Annotated in this window: 18 protein-coding genes and 2 pseudogenes; 11 read left to right on the plus strand and 9 right to left on the minus strand. The window is 59.7% G+C overall.

Features of this window, described 5'->3' with window-relative positions; all coding sequences use genetic code 11:
* Positions 1-28: 28 nt before the first annotated feature.
* A complete protein-coding gene (speB, locus tag FHT97_RS10645; RefSeq protein WP_183861968.1) occupies positions 29-1,087 on the minus strand; it encodes an agmatinase in 1,059 nt (352 codons plus the stop codon).
* Positions 1,088-1,358: 271 nt separating this feature from the next.
* Between speB and FHT97_RS10650 the strand changes: the two genes are divergently transcribed.
* The 3 genes from FHT97_RS10650 to FHT97_RS10660 all read left to right on the plus strand — a co-directional run bounded on the left by FHT97_RS10650 (position 1,359) and on the right by FHT97_RS10660 (position 3,655).
* Positions 1,359-2,219 carry a LysR substrate-binding domain-containing protein gene (locus FHT97_RS10650; protein WP_016555213.1) on the plus strand — a complete coding sequence of 287 codons (861 nt, stop codon included), beginning with the start codon at positions 1,359-1,361 and terminating at the stop codon, positions 2,217-2,219.
* A 108-nt stretch (positions 2,220-2,327) separates the two neighbouring features.
* Positions 2,328-2,687: a Rid family hydrolase gene (locus tag FHT97_RS10655; RefSeq protein WP_183861970.1), complete on the plus strand. Its 360-nt coding sequence runs from the start codon at positions 2,328-2,330 to the stop codon at positions 2,685-2,687.
* Positions 2,688-3,181: 494 nt separating this feature from the next.
* A complete protein-coding gene (locus FHT97_RS10660; RefSeq protein WP_183861972.1) occupies positions 3,182-3,655 on the plus strand; it encodes a DUF3597 domain-containing protein in 474 nt (157 codons plus the stop codon).
* A gap of 145 nt (positions 3,656-3,800) precedes the next feature.
* Here the strand turns inward: FHT97_RS10660 and aspT are convergent, their stop codons facing one another.
* The 3 genes and pseudogenes from aspT to FHT97_RS30780 form a co-directional block, all read right to left on the minus strand.
* Positions 3,801-5,492, minus strand: a complete 1,692-nt coding sequence (gene aspT / locus FHT97_RS10665) for an aspartate-alanine antiporter (RefSeq protein WP_183861974.1) — start codon at positions 5,490-5,492, stop codon at positions 3,801-3,803.
* A 121-nt stretch (positions 5,493-5,613) separates the two neighbouring features.
* Positions 5,614-8,325: a decarboxylase gene (locus FHT97_RS10670; protein WP_183861976.1), complete on the minus strand. Its 2,712-nt coding sequence runs from the start codon at positions 8,323-8,325 to the stop codon at positions 5,614-5,616.
* A 324-nt stretch (positions 8,326-8,649) separates the two neighbouring features.
* A pseudogene (locus FHT97_RS30780) lies at positions 8,650-8,811 on the minus strand (type 1 glutamine amidotransferase domain-containing protein); the annotation flags it as partial.
* Between the two features lie 221 nt (positions 8,812-9,032).
* Between FHT97_RS30780 and FHT97_RS10675 the strand changes: the two are divergent.
* The 3 genes from FHT97_RS10675 (at position 9,033) to FHT97_RS10685 (ending at position 11,614) form a co-directional block, all read left to right on the plus strand.
* Positions 9,033-10,331, plus strand: a complete 1,299-nt coding sequence (locus FHT97_RS10675) for an epoxide hydrolase family protein (protein ID WP_183861978.1) — start codon at positions 9,033-9,035, stop codon at positions 10,329-10,331.
* Positions 10,332-10,402: 71 nt separating this feature from the next.
* Complete coding sequence (locus tag FHT97_RS10680) at positions 10,403-10,948, plus strand: hypothetical protein (RefSeq protein WP_183861980.1); 546 nt, start codon at positions 10,403-10,405, stop codon at positions 10,946-10,948.
* An 18-nt stretch (positions 10,949-10,966) separates the two neighbouring features.
* Positions 10,967-11,614 carry an isochorismatase family cysteine hydrolase gene (locus FHT97_RS10685; RefSeq protein WP_183862032.1) on the plus strand — a complete coding sequence of 216 codons (648 nt, stop codon included), beginning with the start codon at positions 10,967-10,969 and terminating at the stop codon, positions 11,612-11,614.
* 90 nt (positions 11,615-11,704) lie between these two features.
* Here FHT97_RS10685 and FHT97_RS10690 read toward each other — a convergent pair whose 3' ends face one another.
* Positions 11,705-14,533 (minus strand): winged helix-turn-helix domain-containing protein, encoded by a 2,829-nt coding sequence (locus FHT97_RS10690; protein WP_183862034.1) that lies wholly within the window; start codon positions 14,531-14,533, stop codon positions 11,705-11,707.
* Positions 14,534-14,786: 253 nt separating this feature from the next.
* On the opposite strand from FHT97_RS10690, the gene FHT97_RS10695 reads away from it, so the two are divergent.
* Positions 14,787-15,437: a LuxR C-terminal-related transcriptional regulator gene (locus FHT97_RS10695; RefSeq protein ID WP_183755355.1), complete on the plus strand. Its 651-nt coding sequence runs from the start codon at positions 14,787-14,789 to the stop codon at positions 15,435-15,437.
* Positions 15,438-15,707: 270 nt separating this feature from the next.
* On the opposite strand, the gene FHT97_RS10700 is transcribed toward FHT97_RS10695, so the two are convergent.
* The gene (locus tag FHT97_RS10700) at positions 15,708-16,178 is read right to left on the minus strand and encodes a nuclear transport factor 2 family protein (RefSeq protein WP_183861982.1); all 471 of its coding nucleotides are present in this window, start codon (positions 16,176-16,178) and stop codon (positions 15,708-15,710) included.
* A gap of 119 nt (positions 16,179-16,297) precedes the next feature.
* The gene (locus FHT97_RS10705) at positions 16,298-17,383 is read right to left on the minus strand and encodes a nitronate monooxygenase family protein (protein WP_183861984.1); all 1,086 of its coding nucleotides are present in this window, start codon (positions 17,381-17,383) and stop codon (positions 16,298-16,300) included.
* Between the two features lie 274 nt (positions 17,384-17,657).
* On the opposite strand from FHT97_RS10705, the gene FHT97_RS10710 reads away from it, so the two are divergent.
* The 3 genes from FHT97_RS10710 to FHT97_RS10720 are packed head-to-tail and all read left to right on the plus strand — an operon-like array spanning position 17,658 to position 19,869.
* On the plus strand, positions 17,658-18,383 hold the full coding sequence (locus FHT97_RS10710) for an SDR family oxidoreductase (RefSeq protein ID WP_183861985.1): 726 nt from the start codon (positions 17,658-17,660) through the stop codon (positions 18,381-18,383).
* Positions 18,377-18,847, plus strand: coding sequence for a RidA family protein (locus FHT97_RS10715; RefSeq protein ID WP_183861987.1), 471 nt, complete (start codon positions 18,377-18,379; stop codon positions 18,845-18,847). The genes FHT97_RS10710 and FHT97_RS10715 overlap by 7 nt, the downstream gene beginning before the upstream one ends.
* A gap of 35 nt (positions 18,848-18,882) precedes the next feature.
* A complete protein-coding gene (locus FHT97_RS10720) occupies positions 18,883-19,869 on the plus strand; it encodes an enoyl-CoA hydratase/isomerase family protein (protein WP_183861989.1) in 987 nt (328 codons plus the stop codon).
* A gap of 110 nt (positions 19,870-19,979) precedes the next feature.
* On the opposite strand, the pseudogene FHT97_RS30785 reads toward FHT97_RS10720, so the two are convergent.
* Positions 19,980-20,081, minus strand: a pseudogene (locus FHT97_RS30785) (AraC family transcriptional regulator); the annotation flags it as partial.
* A 116-nt stretch (positions 20,082-20,197) separates the two neighbouring features.
* Between FHT97_RS30785 and FHT97_RS10730 the strand changes: the two are divergent.
* Positions 20,198-20,866 (plus strand): VOC family protein, encoded by a 669-nt coding sequence (locus FHT97_RS10730; RefSeq protein ID WP_183861991.1) that lies wholly within the window; start codon positions 20,198-20,200, stop codon positions 20,864-20,866.
* 174 nt (positions 20,867-21,040) lie between these two features.
* Here FHT97_RS10730 and FHT97_RS10735 read toward each other — a convergent pair.
* Positions 21,041-21,391, minus strand: a 351-nt coding sequence (locus FHT97_RS10735) for a transposase (RefSeq protein WP_183861993.1), incomplete at its 5' end; no start/stop codon positions are given.

Here is a 21,391-nt window from a genome sequence, read left to right on the forward strand (position 1 = left end):
TCTAGATGGAGACGGCGATCCCAACCTCTCAGGCGGCGTTACGCACGGCGGGGCTGAGCATGGCGAGGCAAAGCAATTCGAATAGGACCTGCGCGGCAATCTGGGCCGTGTTGGTGGTCGCGTCATACTGCGGCGCCACTTCCACCACGTCACCGCCAACAAGATTTACTCCGCGGAGGCCTCGCAAGATGGCGAGAACTTCTCTCGGAAGCAATCCTCCAACCTCGGGTGTCCCGGTTCCCGGCGCAAAGGCGGGATCAAGGCTGTCGACGTCAAAGCTAATGTAAGTTGGACCGGAGCCGACGACCTCGAGGGCACGTGCGATCACGGCCTTGATACCCATCTCCGCGACTTCCTCGGCGTGTATTACCGTCATGCCCGAAGCAAAGGAGAACTCCCAAAGATACTCGGCTCCGCCTCGAATGCCTATCTGGATCGTTCTTCGAGGGTCAAGGACGCCGGCAAGGACGGCCTCTCGGAACGGAGCGCCGTGGTGGAACTTGGAACCCTCGTATGGGCCAGCCGTATCGCAATGGGCATCGATGTGAATCATGCCAACAGGGGCGCGGCTCGCGAACCCCTTGAGGATGGCACCGGATATGGAATGATCTCCACCAACCGACAGGGGGATCACTCCAGTATCGGCGATCATGCGGTAGCTGGCTTCGATGTCGGCATGGCATCCCGCGAGATCGAAGCGGCTTCTCATCGGAACATCACCGACGTCGGCGACCTTGAGCGTGCCCATTGGAGCAACCCCGAGAACATGCTCGTAGGGCCCGACGCGTTCGATCGCCCGAACGGCTCTCGGACCCAACCGCGACCCGGCGCGATTGGTGACACCAAGGTCCATCGGCACGCCGATCAAGGCCACATCCAGTGCTGCAAGCACATCCGATCTGATGCCGCCCTCGATAAAAGACGCGCCAAGGAAGGTCGCCGGATCTGCAAACGGCCACTTGCGGCTGTCGCCATCTTTGAAGACACTTGCCGCAACTTCGCGAAAGTGTGGATCGTGCATTTCGCCGCCGGCGGCATTGCCGAAGCGACGGCGAAGGTCCTCCAGAAAGTCCTGGTCAATCGTCAAGATAAGTTCCCCGGTTCTCGGTCCGAGATGGCATCATTCGCCCAGCCAGAATCCTTTACAACCTTGATATTTCGTGAGGGCCTATAACGATTTCTGATAGTCTGGCAGCCTCGACCGCCATTTTCGACGACAGGCCCGTTCAGATAACTTTATAAGGGCATGGGCGATCCCCGGCCCGTTGCCTCGCGGATGCAGATCGTTCAATGTCGAATTTCGCTGTCATGAGCACATTCGGATAGCTCGCCTTTAACGCAACCGAAGACGCTGTCGAATGCTTGATCTCGATTCATATCTGCTACGGGCTTTCCTGACGGTCGCCGAGATCGGAACGGTCAACGGCGCCGCTGCCAAATTGCATCGAACTCAAGCGGCGGTCAGCATGCAAATCCGCAAGCTCGAAGAGCTCGTGGGGGTAACGCTCTTTTCTCGATCCTCCAAGGGACTTGAGCTCACGGCTCACGGCCAGGTCATGGTGGCCTATGCCCGGGAGATCGTGCTGCTCAGCGATGAGGTCGGCCGTCGGCTCACCGGAAAGGTACTCCAAGGACGCATCCGTCTCGGGGTCGTCGAAGACTTCGCCGCCAGTCGACTGATAAACATCCTTCGTGACTTCAGGGCCCAGAACCCGAAGGTGGACATCGACATAATCGTCGAGCCCAACCGGCGTCTGGCGGAAATGTTCGAAGAGGGGAAGCTCGATCTTGCCGTGTGCGACATCACCGTTCTCAACAGGAAACCAATCCTGATCTGGACCGAATACCTGACATGGGTCGTCAGATCGGATTTTGTGGTCGACGCCAGCAGACCGCTCCCGGTCATCATGTTTGACGAGGGTTGCCCCTGGAATCTCCAGACGATCGCCACGCTGTCGCAGCGAAACATAAAATGGAAGACGGCCTGCGTCGCGTCCACGTTGGTTGCCATGGCGACGGCGGTCAGGGTTGGCATAGGTGTCGGTCCCATGCTTGAAGCCACGATTCCCGAGGGATGTCGCGCGCTCGACAAGGCCGCCGACCTACCCGGCGCCGTCCGCATCGAGATTGGATTTTATGCTCAGTCCGAGGCGTCCGAGGGCGCCCGCTATCTTGTCGAGTTCGTGTCGCGACACACCGCGATGACGGACCGCCCATAACATTCCGTTATAGCCGCGAAAAATAAAACGGCCTGTTCAACTGGCGCGGTGGCTGCAATTTGGCCTTGGCAGCAACCGACGCGCCAATTGAAACAGGGAAACCGGCCGATGGCTATCGAGCACGCGTCCGTCGACGAGGCGTCGCCACTTCAAACAGTCCATATCATCGGCCAGACCGCCAATTTCGCCGCCGGAAGCAGCATACGCGCACAGGCTGCCGAGATCCTTGATCGTATCGATGCCCTGCTCGCGATGGAGGGTACAGACAAGTCAGAACTGATCCAAGCCAACATCTGGCTTCGCGATCTCGGGTCTTTTGCCGAGATGAACGCCGCTTGGGAACAGTGGGTAACTCCGGGCATAACGCCTCGCCGAACAACTTTTGAAGAGCATGGTCTACCAGCACTATGTGACCTTCGAGTCGACGTCATCGCCTGGCGAAAGAGCCAGGAGTTTGCGTCGTCGTAAGGTACAATTCAAAGCCGTAGAGCACGCCCCGTACCACGACAAGCGATTGCCTGGTGGAGCTTCACGTTGTGGGGCAAGCCCGATCTCGCTGCGCGTGTCCTCGAAGCGCTGACGAGGTTTTCAAGAACGCGGTTCGGCAGCACATGGTGCTTTTCCTTCGCCTCGCGCAGCTTGTCTTCGCCGCGGCAGCTTTTTGGCCCTCTCGAGGGCAGCGGAACGGCCGCCGTCTGACAGCGCCTTGGTGTTGGCTTTTCCAATTGTCGCCTTCCCGCGCTTGGCATCTGCACTACTTCATCTTCGCTTCTCAAGGGGTAGTGGGAGGCCTCGGATAGTTATTGCGGAACCCAGCCGAGGCCCTCTTTTTACCGCAGTGTTTCACCGGGCCGAAAACTCTGAGCCTCCCGCGCTACCGCCTCTAGTGCGCCAGCAACGGAACCGAATTCTTCCGCCGGTGTTGTTGTCTCACCGCAAATATCCCATGGAGGAAGCAAGCGATGAGCATTTTTGACCGCATTAGGAACGCCATTTTGGGCGACGCACAGGCGGCGGCACCTGTCCGACCTGCTTCTCCCTTGACTCCATCACCGGATTTACCCGCCGATATCGTTCCGCCGCCAAGACCCGGCGCACCGCAGTCGGGTCAGATTGCCGAGCGACCGCCGATTATTACCGATCCGGCGACAGGTGCACCTCCGCCTGCCCCAACTCCTGCAGTGGATATTGAGGACGTACTCGATGAAGCCGTGAGAAACTCGGGACAGAAGCTCGATTGGCGCCATTCGATCGTCGACCTCATGAAGGCCGTGGGGATGGACGCAAGCCTACAGGAGCGCAGGGAACTGGCTAGGGAACTTGGCTATGCCGGAGGCCCAAACGACAGCGCGAAGATGAACACCTTCCTGCACAAGACACTGATGAAGAGGCTGTCTGAAAACGGCGGGAGGGTACCGCCCGACCTACTTGATTAGCATCTCGCGGCAAGCGACAGGGCATCCCCGGCCACCGGCGCAACATCGATCCAGACAACGCGATAAGCTCGTGGTGAGATTCTGAGCTTCCGGGCGTTTGAGCCGGAAGCAATCCTGGGCAGCGTGTCGTCTGATCGCAGGCCTCCTATCCGGCCACGATACCGACAATCACAGTTCCCCAGGTTGTGAGCAGGATATGGCCGATCGGAACGGTCGGCGTGTAGCCAAGGACGGCAACGCTGCTTTCCGACCTGTCCTGGACGGCCGCCATGCCCGCTGTCATCGTCTGCGCACCAGCCAGCCCTCCGAGCAACAGGATGGGATTCATCCGCAACACGTAGCGCCCGAAGTAAAGGCCAGCCAGCAAGGGAACAATGGTGACGACCATGCCGCCCAGCAACAGGCCGATCCCGGCTTCGGCGATGGCCGAGACGAAGACAGGCCCGGCATGCAGACCGGTCATGGCGACGAAGGCCGCCAGACCAAGCGCTGTCATGAGGGACACGGCGGCGTCCGGTATCCGACCGAAAAGCGGAAACTGCGTGCGCAGATGGCCGACCAGCAAGCCGGCGAGCAGAGTTCCCACGCTGGTGCTCAGGGAAATCTTCATGTCACCGATCGGAACGGTGACGATAATGCCGACCAGACCACCAAGGAAGATTGCCAGACCGAGCACAAAGAAGTCGGTGGTCGTTGTCGGCGCGACGATGACGCCAATCTGCTTGGCCGCCTGCGACACGACATTGTCCGGGCCTACCAAACGGAGGATATCGCCCCTTTGGACCGCAACGCCCGGAGCCAAGGGAATTTCGTGGCCACCGCGCGTGATGCCGCGCAGATAGAGACTTCGTGCCCAACTCTCTTTCGAGAGATGCTCGATCGTCTTGTTGGCGAAGGTCCGGGATGTCACCAGGACGTCGGCCACCGAGACCGGGATATCGAGCAGGTCGCTATCCTCGACCTCCTCCGCCCGCGGTCCGAGCACGTTGATCAGCGCCTCGCGAGATCCTGAGACGGCGACGATGTCACCGGCTTCGAAGACGATTTTCGAAGGGTCTTCCACGATCGCGCCTCGTCTTCGCAACCGCTGAACGAACAGCCGGTGATAGGGAAAGGACTCCTCTGCAGCCGTCATCGACAAGCCTACAATCGGCGCACCCTCGGCAATGCGATACGCGCGAACTTCAAACCTTCGCCAGGCCGAAGCGACGCCCGGCACCGTGCGCGTCATCCCAAGCTCACGCTCCAGTTTGAGCGCTTCGGCGCGCAAATCCACGCCCAAGAGTTTCGGACCGACGAGACTGCAGAACAGGATGACGCCCACCGCACCGAAGACATAGCAGACTGCGTCGGCGACAGCGACGTGAGCGACGAAGCGGGCGCGATCTGCGTCCGGCAAGGGCAACGCATTGATCGCCTCGGTTGCCGTTCCCATCGCTGGGCTTTCCGTAAGTGCGCCCGATACCAGCCCCGCGGCAAAGCCCGGGTCGAGACCCAGCATGGTCGCGACGACTATGGCAGTCAGCAGACCGGTCACGCAGACGACAACGGCAAGCAGCACGGGCTTCATCCCGTCCCGCTTGAGGGCCTGTAGAAATTGCGGGCCGACGGAATAGCCGATGCCGAAAAGGAAGAGGAGAAACAGGAAGGATTTCGCCATTCCGGCGATCGGCACCTCGGCGATCTGCCCGATAATGATGCCGGCAAAAAGGGAGCCGGTGACGGGACCGAGACTGAACCCGCCGATTTTCACCCCGCCGATCAGGTATCCGAGGCTGATTGCAAGAAACACGGCAAGCTCAGGATACCTGACCAGAATTTGCTCGATCCACGCCATGACCATTCCCCCGAATGATGCCTTGGGCGGCGTCCGAGTTACAGCGCCGCCGGCAACCTACGTTCACCGTGCGCCGGCCGCGGTGGCGCCAATTGGCTGACAAAGACGCCGCCGCCGCGGGTCAGCGTTTCGCCTTGGCGGCTACCGCATCAGGCTTGACCAGCTTCAGTCCCCTCGCCTTTTCGTAGCCATGGATCTCCTTCACATCGAGCTTGCGCATGAAATCGATCGTCTCCTGCGTCAGCACCTGGCCAGGCACCATGATCGGAAATCCAGGCGGGTAAGGAATGACAAAATTGGCCGAGACCATTTCCGGGCCCTCGCGCAGTCTTCGATCGCATTCGGCACCGTTCAGCGGCACGTATTCGCACAGCGATGCATCGTAGGCGTTGAAGAACGCGCTTCGCATGTCACCTTCGGGCGTCGTGCGACCCGCATCGCTGCGGTACAGCTCGTGGAAATGGCTGAAATTCGGAAGGCCCGGCACATCCGTCATCAGCGACTTGACGCGCGCCTCGAAAGCGGCGCGCTCGGCTTCGCCACCATCTGCCAGCCGCTTCTCTATCCCGTGGCAAATCTCGACAAGGACCCGGATGAGGTGGGCGACATCACTGCGCGTATTGTTGATGTTCGACTGCAGCAACACGCTGTTACGCGAGGTCTTGTTCAGCTGGATACTGTACTGGTTTGCCAACAGCCCCTTGAACTGCGTTCCGTCGAAGCCGGCGGTGCCGCAAACCAGCGTCATGCGCGTCGGATCGAGGTAGAACTCGTCCTCTCGCATTGCCTTGACGGCCGTCGCCCAGTTGGAACCCGGTGCAAGATAGTCCTTGAAACCGGACTGCCGGTAGGCCTCCGGGATCATTTGGTCAGCACCGAGGACGCGGAAGTATTTCGAAATCAACGGGTGTTCGTTCACCGCCTGCCGGATCTTGAGCGCGATCTCGATCGCATTCATCACCAGCCCGTACCCTTCGAGCTCCATCTGTCGGCGGGCGACATCGAGACTGGCGATGAGCTGCTGGTTCGGGCTCGTCGACGCGTGCGTGAAGACCGCCTCATGGAACTGGGCCTCGACCGTATGAAAATCGACGTCCTTGACCAGCAGCATGGACCCCTGGCGGATAGCCGACATCGACTTGTGCGTCGAGTTGGTCTGGTAAACCCGAAGACGCACGAGGCGCGGGTCGGGGATCAGTCGCGTGGCAAGCAACATCTCGTCCGACGGGCTGTCGCCAAGCTCGGCGTGCTGCTTTTCGTAGGCCGTGACGGATGCGGGATCGCGCAGCCATTCCTCGATATCGGCTGCAGCGCCCATCGCCGTGCGCGGACGCAGGAATGGCGAGAAGCGGGCAAACCCTGACCAGGCCTCGTCCCACAGGAAAATGAGGTCAGGCTTGATGGCAAGGCACTCCTCCATCACCCGCCTGACGTTGTACATATGCCCGTCGAAGGTGCAGTTGGTGAGGTCAAGCAGCTTCAGCCGATCGAGCCGCCCCTCTGCGCGAAGCGCCAGCAACGCCTGCTTGATCGTAGCGAGCGGCACGGCGCCATACATCGAGTATTCCGTCATCGGAAAGGCTTCGACGTAGTAGGGCTGCGCCCCAGTGAGAACCATTCCGTAGTGATGCGACTTGTGGCAGTTGCGATCGACCACGGCGATGTCGCCGGGCGCAAGCAGCGCCTGGACGGCCATCTTGTTGGACGTCGACGTACCATTGGTAACGAAAAACACGTGATCGGCGCCAAAGGCGCGCGCGGCCATCTCCTGCGAACGCTTGATGTTGCCCGTCGGCTCCAGAAGGCTATCGAGGCCCCCTGTGGTGGCGCTGCTTTCCGCCAGGAACAGGTTGAGGCCGTAAAATTCGCCCATGTCGCGAATCCAGTCGGACTTGAAGACCGACTTGCCGCGCGCGATCGGCAATGCATGGAACGTACCGATTGGTCGGCGTGCGTATTTCTTCAGATTGTCGAAGAACGGCGTTTCAAAGCGCGCCTGCACGCCTTCCAGAACCGCCAGGTGCAATTCGAGCAGTTCCTCGACCGCATAGAAAATGCGGCGGACGGCATCGGCTGCCGGATCGCCGGCGATTGACTCGACATCGCGGTCGGAGAGCAGATAGACGTCGAGTTCCGGACGAATGCGCCTCAGCGCGCGGGCAAGGCGCAGCGCCGATGCGTCGGGACTGTCGGTTTCCCCGAGCGGATCCAGAACCGAGCGAAGCACTGACACATCGTGCCGCGAACGGTAGGGGAACCCTTCTGCCAGGACGACGGAAACGACGTCCGGGTTCAGCACCGCAGCACAGACGGCGTCCTCGAAGGAACCAACGATGACGGGTTCGTAGACGAAAGCATCTTCCCGACGACGCAGCCGGCGGATTTCCTTGGCGAAAGCCGGCCACCGCTCGGCCGGCTGGCTGTTGACGAACAGCACTTCGAAATAGGGCCGATGTCCGCCCGCCTCGCCCGTGGCAGGCGGCATGATGTCCGCCACTTCATCAGGGGACATCTCTTCATGGGCGTCCCACTCGCCTGCACGGCCGCGATAGGCGTGCGTCAGCAGTCCGTTGGAGATACGTCGCGCCAGTCGTGCGGTCCCGCCCGCGTCGTCGGTGGCAATGCGCTCGCGCAGCGCCGTCAGCAACCGCTCTCCGGGATAGGCGTGGTACTCCTCTGCCGCGGCAAGGTTCGCCAGTGCTGCCTCCAACACTGCCCTGTCGCCGCGCTTTGCTGCCCACGCGTCCGCTAGGCTGGTCACAGCACGCCAGTTGTCGGCGCGCGCCTGATGTATCAATAGGAATTGATCGATATGTGCGCTCTTGACTGGCATCCCGATCTCCATATTTGGGTCCGACTGCGGTCTCGCTGCTCTGCTATCCGCAGCTCCCGTGCGTGTGCCGATGGGGCTGCGCTGGCGGCCAGGTCAAATCACGGTGGCACCCACTCAGCATGCTACCCACGTGCCACGAGTCCGGTTCTCCCGGTCAGCCAATTCCACATGATCGCGAAGTCGATATTCGCTCAACAACGGGTACTTGCGAAGGTAAAATACCGTAAGATACCACCAAGATGAGGTATCTTACTCTCCTGCCGCTCTGTGCCTCACGTCTATTTCAGCCTAAAGAAACCCAAATAACGCTTCTTCAACGTCGGTTCATCGGCCACATTGTGGACGGCCGGTGATGAGCCGACCGTCGGTGATGGCAAAGGGTTGCCAGTTGTCTTTCTTCTCGAAAAGTCGGCCGAGCCGTTTAAGTTCGTCCTCAACCAGGAAGGGCACGACCTTAGTCAGTTGAACCTCCTCCTCTGTGTTGGTGAGACGGTATCGCGATCCATTGGCCAATGGCCAGATCGGACTGATGATGTTCTCAGGTTGCCTGGATCGACCTGAACCATAGGAGACCGAGTTGAATGCGAGCGTCCCGAACGTGCTCTCGATTCCACTATACGAAGGTCTCGCCGATACCTTAGTGCAATGGCTGTATTTCCTCTTTGGTGACTTGTTACTCGGCAGCAAGCTAACACCAGGAGGCTCTCATGTCCCAGAACCAGCCAGCGGTTTCGCGTCGTACACTTCTTGCAGTAGCAGCATCAATCAGTGCATTGGGCGTGCTTCCAGAAGCGTTTGCCGCGAGCGGCGATCCAAACGCGATCAAACCATTCCGATTCTCGGCTAAGGATGCGGAGCTATCCGACCTTGCCCGGCGGGTCGCGGCGACCAGGTGGCCTGACCGGGAAACGGTCAAGGATCACTCGCAGGGCGTCCAGCTCGCTACCATCAAGAAGCTCGCCGATCACTGGGCCAAGCACTACGACTGGCGCAAAATCGAAACGAAACTGAACTCCTACCCACAGTTCACCACGAAGATCGACGGGTTGGACATTCACTTCATCCATGTGAAATCTAAGCACACAAACGCCCTGCCGATCCTTGTCACCCATGGATGGCCCGGTTCCATCATCGAACAGCTCAAAATCATCGAGCCCCTGACCGATCCGACCGCGCACGGCGGCAGTGCCGAAGACGCCTTCCATGTCGTCATCCCATCGCTTCCCGGCTACGGCTTCTCCGGCAAGCCGACGGAGCCCGGATGGAACCCTCCTCGCATCGCCAAGGCCTGGGCCGTGCTGATGCAACGCCTCGGCTACGCAAAGTACGTCGCGCAGGGCGGCGACTGGGGCAATGCGATTACCGAACTGATGGCTGTGCAGGAACCTCCGGGATTGCTCGGCATCCATACCAACATGGCGGCAACCGTTCCCGCCGACATATCCAAGGCACTATCCGCCGGCAGCCAGCCCACCGGCCTTTCGCCTGATGAAAAACGAGCATGGGATCAGCTCGACGATTTCTACAAAAATGGTCTTGGTTACGCCATCGAGATGAACAACCGGCCGCAGACGCTTTACGGCATCGTCGACTCACCGATCGGGCTTGCCTCATGGATGCTCGACCATGACATCCGCAGCTATGACATGATCGCTCGCGTCTTCGACGGCAAAACGGAAGGCCTGACAAAGGACGATATCCTTGACAACATCACGCTCTACTGGCTGACCAACACGGCGATCTCTTCCGCCCGCCTCTACTGGGATAACGCGCACTTTCCTTCGGGTGGTTTCTTCGATCCGCGCGGCATCAAGATACCGGTCGCCGTCAGTGCCTTCCCGGACGAGATTTACCAGGCTCCCCAGAGCTGGGCCGAGAAGGCATACCCGAAGCTCATCTTCTACAACCGGCCTCCCAAGGGTGGCCACTTCGCAGCCTGGGAGCAGCCGATGCTTCTCACGGGCGATCTGCGCGCCGCCTTCAAACCGCTCCGCAAATCGATCTGACGGCGGCTGCGGCGTTCTCCGATGCCGCAGCTCATTCACCATTCCCATCCAATGGATGAAGGAGAAAGACAATGTCAGACAACCAGATCGTCGATTCCAGCTTCACGGCCATCATCAACGCACCGATCGAGAAGATCGACATCCCGACGTGGTGCTTCACGCTGTCCGAAAAGGAATACCAGGGCTGCTCGCCCGCCCATATCGCTGCCGGCTTCACGACCGCTCCGGACGGAACGCGCATGTCGATCAACGTCGAAACGATCGGCGGCAGCCTGATGGTGCAGCACTACGTCGAAACGCTCGGCGAAAAGGATCATCTGATCCTTGATTCCGACTCAGATGTGTTCACGCCGACGGGCCGCGTAACCATTCACGTGACCTGGGAACTAAGCGTCAAGGCAATCGACAAGAATCGCTGCGAATTCACCAACCGGGTGCAGTCCTTTGCGACCCAGGAAATGCTCGCATCCCTCGATCGGCAGGGCATCCCTTTCGAAATCTTCCGCACACAGCGCCAGCCGATGTCGATCGCCCACAACAAGGGCGAGACGCCGCTGTTCGCAGCCAGCATCGAACGCCACGCGCTTCGCAGCCAACAGCCCTCGAAAGCAGCCTGAAGCTCAAAGGAGCCGATAATCATGCATCTGTCCTACGAGCGCGCTACCACCGGCCTTCTGGTGGTCGACCCATACAACGACTTCATCTCTGAAGGCGGCAAGATCTGGCCACGCATCAAGGAAGTCGCCGAAACCAACAATTGCGTGTCGCACATGGAGCAAGTCCTCAATACGGCACGACAGGTCAAGATTCCCGTCTTCTTTGCCATGCACCACAGGTACCGCGAAGGTGACTACGAGAACTGGAAGTACATCGCGCCCATTCAAAGACTGGCGTGGAACCGTAGGAGTTTCGAATACGGCACCTGGGGCGGCGAGTTCAAGGCCGAGTTTGTACCGGCGTCCGGCGAGATTGTCGCCTCGGAGCATTGGTGCTCCAGCGGCTTTGCAAATACCGATCTCGACCTTCAGCTCAAGAGGCAGGGCATTCACAAACTCATTGTCATCGGACTGATCGCACACACCTGCATCGAGGCGACCGTGCGTTTCGCGGCAGAGCTTGGATACGACGTGACAGTCGCGAAGGACGCCGTGGCCGACTACTCCGACGAGATGATGCACGCGGCGCTGGTGATCAATATGCCGAACTATGCGAGCGCGATCGTAACCACTGAGCAGATTGTCGCTGCGCTAACGTCCATGGAGCCGGTGGCGCCCGCCGCCTAATACAACCGTCATATCGGCTGCCCAAAAATATCAACGCTACTCGTGCGTCGTACGAGACAATAGGCGACGTCGGTTGGTTCCATCGCAGCTTCACGCCGTTGATGCCTCGATCAATGCCTTCGCCTCGAGGAGCCTGGGGCTGCTGAAGCCTTCAGTGAATCGCCGATAGATGGGAAGGAGAACAGTCGGAACGCTTGCCTCGCGGAAGGCACCAAGGCTGACGCCCGCGCTCAATTCCCAATATAGTGCTCCCTGCTTCGATGCTTCCGCCATCGCCTGCTGAAAGAGACCTTCGATCAGGGACGTCTCGCTTAAGCCTTGCGCCCTAAGAACTTCTGCTTTCCGCCTCAGAATTTCGGGCACCATCCAACGGTAGCCTTTCTCTTCTGAGAAAAGCAAAGCGTTGCCGACCTCGTTCAAGGCCTCGTTGAAACGCCCCATCGACTGTAGCGCAGCCGCTAACTCACAAAGGTAGAACGGATAAAACAACAGGTAGGCCCCATTACGCAGTTCCGCGAGTCCGGTTCGAAGAGCCTCGATACCAGCGGCCGGGCTACCCAATCGATAGGCGAGACTGCCCTTGATGCACAAGCCGGCGGCATGGAAGGGTTGAAGACCATGCTTGGATGCCTCCACCAAAAGCTCCTCACCCCATTCCTGCGCGCGGTCCAGATCGTTAAGCGTCAACGAAACGAAGGAAGCCGACCATGCGAGCGCGACGCATAGGACGAATGGCTGCCGTGTCTCTCGTGCCTCCTGTATGGCGACCTCTGCCGTAAGAATTGCGGCGTCCAGTCGGCCACCTGCGATCAGGTTCACTGTGTTGTGAGCCAAGGACGATGTTCGTACGTCCGCTTCCAATCGCAGCAAGTCTGTCCGGCGATTCTCCAGCGGATAGTGTGTGGCCGCCCATTCCAGCCTCTCACCAGCTTCCTGATGGAGCGCCTGATAGGTTTGGGGAATGCCGACAAGCCATGCGGCCGTTGCGCGTCCACGCACGTCCTGCTCGTCAACTGCCCCCTCATATTCGCGCGCATAGGTTAGAGCGTCGCTCAATTCCGCCGAGCGGGCGGAGAAGAGCCATAGGGCGCAGGTTAGGCGCTGGCGATAGTCGTAGTCGTTCAGATCTCTGGCAAGTGCCAGCGCGCCGGTGAGCACTTCCTTTCCGCGCTCGTTCATTCCCTGAGTGTAGATGAGTGCGTACCCTAGAGCACATCGCAAGACCATCTCGGTGCGCGAGCCGCTTTCTTCTCCGATGTTCTCCAGCGCGCGCTCAGCCCAGTCGCCGGCTTCGGAGACCAGCGATATTGCCGTCCAAAAGTCGCTTGACGCGGCGGCAAGCTTCGCGCCGAGCACGCCATTGCCGCTGTCCGAGAACGCCCATCTCAAGGCCGCACGTACGTTGTCGGTCTCCTTTCGGTAGCGACCAATATTGTCGAGTGCTGTCTGAAGGGAGCGCTCCTCCGAAAAAGGTTTGAACAGCTTGAGGAAGTACTTTGCAACTCGACACATTGTTCGCCGAAATTCGTCCCGAACTCCGAGCTTTTCCAGCGAGTAGACCCGCACAGTCTCAAGAAGGCGCCAGCGCGGAGCAGCGTCGAAACCGTCGAATGCGATCAACGATTTTGAGACAAGATTCGATATCGCCAGCGCCGTTTCCGCTTCCCCGTCGCCGCTGACGGCTACCGCCGCGTCCAAAGTAAAGCCGCCGGGAAAAGTCGCCAGGCCACAAAGCAACTCCCGCTCGGTGTCCGGCAGAAGTTGATAGCTCCAGTCCAGGGTAGCGCGGAGCGTCTGATGACGAGGCAATGCCGTCCGGCGCCCGCCAGTTAGCAGTACGAAACGATCATCCAGCCGGCCGGCGATCTGCTGTATTCCCAACGTCGCAGCGCGGGCCGCTGCAAATTCGATCGCCAGCGGTATGCCGTCGAGATGCCGGCAAATCCCGGCAATAGCCAAGAGCTTCTCCGTGTCGGCCGCGAAATCCCACTGCAGCGCTCGAGCGCGTGCCACAAATAGCTGGATGGCACTGTGTTCGAGAGTGCCGGTCGCCTCCTCCCTGGCTGGCACCTCCAACGGCGGGACGCGATAAGCGAACTCTCCCTCGATTCTCAGCAATTCTCGACTTGTCGCAAGGACCGTCACATTTGGGCACGTGCGGACGAGTGCCTCGATCATCATTGCGGCAGCATCGATGACGTGTTCGCAGTTGTCGACAACGAGCAGCATGGTTCGCCCGCCAATGCACCGCGCGACGATCTCGGCCGAGATCTCATCACCTTGAAGTTGCAGGTCGAGAGTTTGAGCCAGAGTTGTCGGAACAAGGTTGGGGTCCTGAAGCGAAACGAGCTCGATGAAGAAGGCGTCTCCTTCGACGCTGGGCAAAAGACTACGGGCGATTTCGGATGCAAGTACCGTCTTGCCGATCCCACCGGGGCCTGTCAGCGTCACGACCCGATAAGCAGATGCGAGCGTAAGAAGCTCAGCCACGGCACTCTCACGACCGATAAGATCAGATATCGACGCCGGGATCTTGGAAACGTAGCGGGCGTCGGCTGAAGGAGTTCTAACGGACGGCGCCGTTTCGTTGAACGATGGCGCGCCAGATTTCCAGTTGCCAAGAAGTCGATATCCACGGCCTGAGATCGTCTTAAGCAGATTCCGGTCTTTTCCCAAAGCCTTTCGAATGGCCGATATGTGGACCTGGAGTGTATTTTCCTCAACAACGATCCCAGGCCACACGCGGCGCATCAGATCGTCCTTTGACACGGCGTCTCCGGCGGCCACTACAAGGACCTCGAGGATGTCGAATGCGCGGCTTCCGATCGGAACGGGTGCGCCGAGAGCCCGGAGTTCCCGCTTTGCGAGATCCATCTCCCAACCACAGAATTCGAAAAGGCCCCGTTCGATCTGTCCCAAAGCGATCCGATCTCTCTTGCCAATGCCAGATAGCATAGCGGCATCTGTAACCGCCGCGGCGATTTGTGACGGCGGAGGCGCCGCACCGGATACTTCAGGATATTTCAGATTCTCTCAAGCCACTTAAGTCGCTTCACAGGCGGTATCGGTTTAGACAATAGCCATTCTTACTGGCGAGGTTCGCGCTCGCAGCGCATTGCAGGCACAGGCACTACTTCCACGAGAATTTCTCTTTGAACCGGAGGAGAATGGCATGTACAATGGCGGTCTGCTTCAGACATCCCAAAGTAACAAGACATCAGCATCCGACGCGCCGTCCGTATCCGTCGTGAGCAACAATGATGAGATCGGCGAGATCTTGCCCGAGCCGTTGCGGTCGCGCGGCTGGCGACCTGAAATTTTCGGATCAGCGGATGAATTTCTCTCCGCCCGGCGCGTATCGAGCTTCGGGTGCATCGTCCTCGATGCTGATCTGCCCGATCTGGATGTCCAAACTCTCACCCGGATCATCTGCTTTTACGCGATGCATTGCCCGGTAATTCTACTAACGAGCCACGACCATCACGGCATGACCATGACGGCATCTCGGTTCAATTTTACAATTATGTCGAAGCCGGTGAACACGGTTGCTCTTGTCGAAGAGATACAGGCCGCCATTGCATCAACCATCAAGGTCAATGAACTCGACCGGCGTTATCGGTCGCTCTCGGTGCGCGAGCGCCAGGTTATGCAGTTCGTGGTGGCTGGGCTACTCAACAAGCAGGTCGCCTATGAACTGAGCCTCAGCGAAATCACGATCAAGGCCCACCGCGGGCAGGTGATGAGGAAGATGCGGGCACGATCGTTGCCAGAGCTCGTAAACATGGCTGCCAAACTCGAACTTGCCGCTGCACCGTTACACTAAACGCGGGTCAAGCCGGGGCGCCATTTGCACCGGCTCCGATGAGACACCGAGAAATAAGCTTTCGCAACCAGCGCTCCAGTGTTCCTCCCGCCGTTTGGAGCTCGCGGATCCCCCTCCCACGATCCGCCAAGGCCGTCTCCACTGCGCCTGGAGACGGCGTTCTCTGCGTTGGAGCGTGGGGCGCCGATCGTATGGAATCGATCATGCGAGTGATATTGGGCATATCAGGCTGGCGGACAGCGCCGATAACCGCCAGCTCTGCCCCCTTGGTCATTTGCGTTCGCCAAAGATTAGCCGTTGGTAATCGGCAAGCATCTTTGGGTCTTCGATCGATCCGTGATGGTGAAGCAGCCGCCAGGCGTCGTCCTTTCGGACAAACCACCGCGTCGTCCGAAAGGCGACGTCGATCGTCTCGCGCGGTGTCTTGCATTGGCCTCGCTCGCGACCGACGAAGAGATGCCAATCAGCTCCGCCCTGGCTCGTGAAGTCGTGAAAGGTGACGTGGACCTCAGCCTGGCCCTCGAAAAGCCTGGAGTAGCCTTCGGAGATCGAAGGCCACCCTCGGCGGATGCCGCCGATGGGATTGTCCATGCTTGGAGCCTCCCCGTCGAACCAGACCGACGCCAGCCCGGCCATATCGCAGCTGTTGAAGGCTCTATAAAACTCTATCAGAGCGTCGAGAGGACTACCGTCACTGGCCTTCGTTTCGCCTCCACTGATTTCAATGAGACGCCGTTCCATCGCCAATCCTTTCGTTTCTTCAAAGGCGGCCGTTGGGAAATAGAAACCTGACCAACCTTCTGCGTGCTATTTCGATCGTGGCTTGCTTATCAAAAGCGCGATCCGACACACTCCCAGGCTCAGGCTTGCGTCCGTCCTTCGATGACTTTGAGAGCATCCTGGTACAAGCGCCGCGTCAGATCGCCGGCGGACAGCCTCGGTGCGAGCTTCGCCGCCTGCCCTGACCAAAGATTCGTGAAGTCGCTCCTGGCCGCCTCCTCCGCTTTCACCTTGAGTGCGACGAGAGCGGCTGCTGCGGTTGGAAACGGTGGGACGCTTTCGGAGAGCGGCCCGAGCTCGTGCATTATGCGATTGACCACGCTTCTGGCGGGCCTGCCGGTGAAGACGTTGGTGATCGCGGTGTTGTCGTCGCGCGCATCACCGAGCGCTTGCGCATGGACGGCAGGGATCTTTGCTTCGGGGCAAAAGAGGTACGCGGTTCCGATCTGAACCGCGGAGGCACCGAGCATCAAGGCGGCCGCTACGCCTCGCCCGTCAGCAATGCCTCCTGCCGCGATGACAGGGATGTTCACGGCGTCAACAACCTGCGGAACCAGCGCCATCGTTCCAACCTGCGTGAACATGTCATGCGTCAGGAAGTTTCCGCGATGGCCACCGGCTTCAAAACCCATTGCTACGACAGCGTCGACGCCGTTTTCTTCTAACCAAACGGCCTCGGAGACAGTTGTGGCCGAAGAGATGATCTTCGCGCCGGTCGCCTTCACTCGCCGCACCAACGACTTCTCCGGCAACCCGAAGTGAAAGCTCACGATCCCCGGCTTGAACTCCTCCACCACCTCGCAAAAAGCGGAGTCGAAGGGCGCACGTCCAGCTCCCGCCACCGGTGCTGCCGGGTCGAGGCCGCTCTCGACGTAGTATGGCGCGAGTAGCGCCCTCCATCGCATCTGCGCGGCTGGATCGAAGGGCGGCGTGTGATGCGCAAAGAAGTTCACGTTCAAAGGCGCCTTCGTCGAGTTCCGGATACTCGTCAAGGCCCCCTTTAGCTGATCAACGCTCAGCAGCGCGCTCGGCAGTGACCCCAGGCCCCCTGCTTGCGCAGCCGCGACCACCATCTCATTCGTGGTCGAGCCAGCCATGGGCGCTTGAATGATAGGGATTTCAATCCCGAGCAAGTCGAGAATTCGGCGATCAGGCCAGCGCGTCATGTCGGACTCCACGTCAATTCTTGGCCCGACCCTCATAGCTCTGGTGCTCGTTGCGGTCCATTGCACCTTGGTGTCTACGCGCACCATCGATCCCAAAGTATCGGGGACACCTTGGTACAATAGCGCCTCGAGGAAATCGGCGCGATGGTTGTGGAGAACGCAGGGCGTAAGCCCCTTGGGTCCCGGCGTGGCCGGCACCACACATCAATTACCAAACAGGCCGACCTGCCCTCGAGGTGGGGCGAACGGCTTTTGCGTCAAAATGGAGGCATGTATGAGTGTGCAAAAGACCGTCGTGGTAACCGGCGCCTCGCAGGGGATCGGTGCCGGTATCGTGAAGACCTTCCTCGACAAGGGCTACAATGTCGTCGGAACCTCGAGACGCATTAGGGAGACCGCACTCTTCGACCGTGCTGAACGCTTGGAACTCGTTGACGGCGACGTCAGCGATCCAGACACCGCCGAACGGGTCGCACAGCGGGCAGTCGAGCGGTTCGGATCTATCGACGCCCTGATCAATAATGCGGGAATCTTCTTCACAAAGCCCTTCCTGGAATACACAGTTGACGATTTCCGGCAGCTCTCCGCGACCAACGTGGAAGGCTTCATCCTTTTCACCAATCATGCGATCAGACAGATGCTTCGCCAGAAGTCTGGCGGAAGCATCGTCACCATTACGTCGTCCCTTACGGATCACCCGATCGCGGGCGTGAAGGCGTCGTTGCCGATGATCACGAAAGGTGGACTCAACGCGATCACCAAAAGCCTCGCGCTGGAATTCGCCGCCGACAACATTCGCGTCAACGCGGTGTCGCCAGGCGTCGTCGACACGCCGCTGCACGCGTCCAACCCGAAGGACTTCTTGAAATCGCTGTCGCCGATGGGAACGATCACCGCGGTGCAGGAGATCGTCGACGGCGTCGTCTATCTGACGGAGTCCGCAAATATCACCGGGGAGGTGCTGCACGTCGACAACGGCGCACATCTCGGCAAATGGTAGCCCGCGGCCCAGAAGCGCGACTGGAGGAATTGGCAATTGCCTTGCCTCCTCCGCCCACCCCTTTCGGCGCCTACGTAGAAGCTGTCCAGTGCGACACCCTTTTGTTCCTCAGCGGCATGTTGCCAGTGGTCGGACATGATCCGGCTTATTATGGGCGCGTCGGCGAGGAATTGTCTGTCCTCGAAGGTTATGACGCGGCGCGGACGGCCTGCCTCAGCGGCCTTGCCGCTGCCAAGGCGCAGCTCGGATCGCTGGATCGCATTCGTCGCATCGCCAAGCTCGGCGTCTACATCGGTACGCCGGGAGATTTCCGTGAACATCCGAAGGTCGCCGACGGCGCCTCGGAACTGCTGCTCGATGTGTTCGGTGCGGATCGGGTCCCGCCACGTATCGTCCTCGGCGTCGCCAGCATACCGCTCGGCATGCCGGTCGAAGTCGAACTCGTTTTCGAGATCGAGCGCTAAACCTTTCTCTTTCAATCTGAACGATGGAGTAACTCATGAAGATCAAGCCAACGAATCCGAACAACGTCGTCATTGTCTCGTTGAAATTTCTGACGGCCACCGCCCTTCTGATGCTGCCCGCTCTCGCGCTTTCCGGCCAGGCGGTCGCCGAAAAAACCACCCGTCCGGCGGGCGAGCAAGCTCAGCCTGCAAGCGAGCATACGCAGATCAAGGTCGACAAAAGAACCCCGGCGTACTGGCGGGTGACTTTCGACAACCCGCCGTTCAACATCTTCGGGCCGGAGACCATTCCGCAGATGGAGAAGGTCGTCGCCGAGATCGAGTCGGATCCCGACCTGCGCGTCGTTGTCTTCGACAGTGCGGTGCCGGGCTTTTTCCTGACCCACTACAACTTCACGCCCCCACTTTCCGAATCCACCAGCCTGCCGTCAGGGACGACGGGACTTCATCCGCTTCCGGACATGTTGGTTCGCATCAGCAAGGCGCCGGTGGTTTCCATCGCACTGATCCGCGGACGCGCAACGGGAGTCGGTAGCGAACTTGCGCTGGCGAGCGACATGCGCTTTGCGAGCCGAGAGAAGGCAATCCTTTCCCAATGGGAGGTCGGCGCAGGCTTCGTACCCGGTGGTGGTCCTATGGCCCGGCTTCCCCGTCTTATGGGCCGGGGCCGAGCGCTTGAGGTTCTGCTCGGCTCCGACGACATTAGTGGCGATCTCGCCGAGGAGTACGGTTACGTCAACCGGTCGTTCCCCGACGACAGGCTTGACCCCTTCGTAGACGCGCTTGCCACTCGCATCTCCGGCTTCGACCGCCAGGCGATTGCCGACACCAAACGTCTCGTCGATTATGCAAGCCTGCCGTCCGACCCCGAGATCGGCGCCGGGTGGGACGCGTTCATCACGTCCGTACAGCGCCCGGTCGCACAAAAGAACATCGGCAAGCTGATGGATATGGGTCTGCAGACCAATCCTGATATCGAGGCCAGACTTGGTCACTACACGGGAACCTTGGCAGACAAATAGATGTAGCGTGTGTTCGTACAGGCCTTGGCTGGTAGTAGGGACACCTCAAATGACCGCGCACAAAGCAGGGCGAACATGATTAGGAAGCGCGCACCGATTGCTCGCCGGGATCAAGCCGACCTTCCACGTCGAGGCGATACGCCCATGACGCGCGTGAAAGCGGTGCTAAACGCCGCCTCGGAACCATATCCAACCGAGGCAGCTACCCGAGCCACCAAACTGCCCTTCTGGCGACACCATTGGATAATGGACGATCCCCCCGAGGCGAGCGCATCGTGTGCCTCGTCGCGGGAAGTTCCCCGCAGCAATTTTACCGAGGGATGACAAGATGAATATTCAGGAGCGTAGCACGAGTGCGACAAAGACAGTGAAGAATGTCGACATGAAACTGGAGGTCGTCGTGATCCCAGTTTCGGACGTCGACCGCGCCAAGGCATTCTATACCGGACTTGGATGGCGTCTCGACGCCGACGTGCCCGGCAAGGACGGCTTCCGCGTCGTTCAAGTCACGCCGCCGGGATCGCCCTGCTCGGTGATCTTCGGATCGAACGTCACATCCGCGGCGCCGGGCTCCGCTCAGGGGCTGCATCTTGTCGTATCAGACATTGAGATGGCTCACGCGGCACTGGCCTCACATGGTGCTGAAATGAGCAACGTCTTCCACGACGTCGGTGGCGTCTTTCACCACAAAAACACCGATGGACGGCTGCCCGGCCCACACCCTTCGCGCGCCAGCTATGGATCGTTCGCATCCTTTAGCGACCCGGACGGCAACGGATGGCTCCTCCAGGAGATTACGACGAGGCTACCGGGTCGGATAGAGGCCAACGGCGCGACGTTAGCCTCCGGCAGCGATCTGGCAGCAGCCCTTCGGCGCGCTGCGGCTGCCCATGGCGAGCATGAGAAGCGAAACGGGGGCAAGCATGACCATGACTGGCCCGATTGGTACGCCGCATACATGCTTGCCGAGCAAGCAGGGGCCGATCTTCCGGAATGACATGATCAACTGCGCGCCGCCCCAACGGACTAGGTGCCTTGGCGGCGGCGAACTTCCGATATTCCGCGGTCGGCAGCCGCCCCATCCCCAGTTATCGAGGGTAAGCGCGATTTTCGATGCGCATTGACGGCTGCTGCACTGCTGGCCTCGCATCAGTACCGAGATCCGGCTCTGTTAGGCGGTGGATGTTTTCGAGAAGTTGATTGGTAGCAGGTCGCCGATGTCGGCGTCGTCGTCTCGCTGCGGCAACTCAGTGAGCGCGTGTCGTAGCCAGATCAGAGGGTCGACGCCACAGGCGCGGCATGTCAGCATGAGACTGTAGATCACGGCGCTGGCCTTGGCTCCGTCAGCAGTGTCGCTGAACAGCCACGATTTTCTTCCGGTCGCAAAAACCCTAATGTCGCGTTCCAGAATGTTGTTATCGATCGGCATCCTGCCGTCGCTGGTGTAACGCGTCAGGTAATCCCATTGGTTCAGGGTGTAGGACACAGCATCGCCGAGCTTGGTATCCGGTACGACCTTCGG

This window comes from Rhizobium sp. BK399, assembly GCF_014194695.1.
GTDB lineage: Bacteria > Pseudomonadota > Alphaproteobacteria > Rhizobiales > Rhizobiaceae > Rhizobium.

Excerpts from the sequence above, each read along its gene's own strand:
- FHT97_RS10670 (WP_183861976.1), bottom strand. The coding sequence starts at position 8,325 with ATGCCAGTCAAGAGCGCACATATCGATCAATTCCTATTGATACATCAG.
- FHT97_RS10650 (WP_016555213.1), top strand. The coding sequence starts at position 1,359 with ATGCTTGATCTCGATTCATATCTGCTACGGGCTTTCCTGACGGTCGCC.
- FHT97_RS10720 (WP_183861989.1), top strand. The coding sequence starts at position 18,883 with ATGAAGATCAAGCCAACGAATCCGAACAACGTCGTCATTGTCTCGTTG.
- FHT97_RS10675 (WP_183861978.1), top strand. The coding sequence starts at position 9,033 with ATGTCCCAGAACCAGCCAGCGGTTTCGCGTCGTACACTTCTTGCAGTA.
- FHT97_RS10680 (WP_183861980.1), top strand. The coding sequence starts at position 10,403 with ATGTCAGACAACCAGATCGTCGATTCCAGCTTCACGGCCATCATCAAC.
- FHT97_RS10705 (WP_183861984.1), bottom strand. The coding sequence starts at position 17,383 with ATGACGCGCTGGCCTGATCGCCGAATTCTCGACTTGCTCGGGATTGAA.
- FHT97_RS10730 (WP_183861991.1), top strand. The coding sequence starts at position 20,198 with ATGAATATTCAGGAGCGTAGCACGAGTGCGACAAAGACAGTGAAGAAT.
- FHT97_RS10660 (WP_183861972.1), top strand. The coding sequence starts at position 3,182 with ATGAGCATTTTTGACCGCATTAGGAACGCCATTTTGGGCGACGCACAG.
- FHT97_RS10695 (WP_183755355.1), top strand. The coding sequence starts at position 14,787 with ATGTACAATGGCGGTCTGCTTCAGACATCCCAAAGTAACAAGACATCA.
- FHT97_RS10710 (WP_183861985.1), top strand. The coding sequence starts at position 17,658 with ATGAGTGTGCAAAAGACCGTCGTGGTAACCGGCGCCTCGCAGGGGATC.
- aspT (WP_183861974.1), bottom strand. The coding sequence starts at position 5,492 with ATGGCGTGGATCGAGCAAATTCTGGTCAGGTATCCTGAGCTTGCCGTG.
- FHT97_RS10715 (WP_183861987.1), top strand. The coding sequence starts at position 18,377 with ATGGTAGCCCGCGGCCCAGAAGCGCGACTGGAGGAATTGGCAATTGCC.
- FHT97_RS10700 (WP_183861982.1), bottom strand. The coding sequence starts at position 16,178 with ATGGAACGGCGTCTCATTGAAATCAGTGGAGGCGAAACGAAGGCCAGT.
- FHT97_RS10655 (WP_183861970.1), top strand. The coding sequence starts at position 2,328 with ATGGCTATCGAGCACGCGTCCGTCGACGAGGCGTCGCCACTTCAAACA.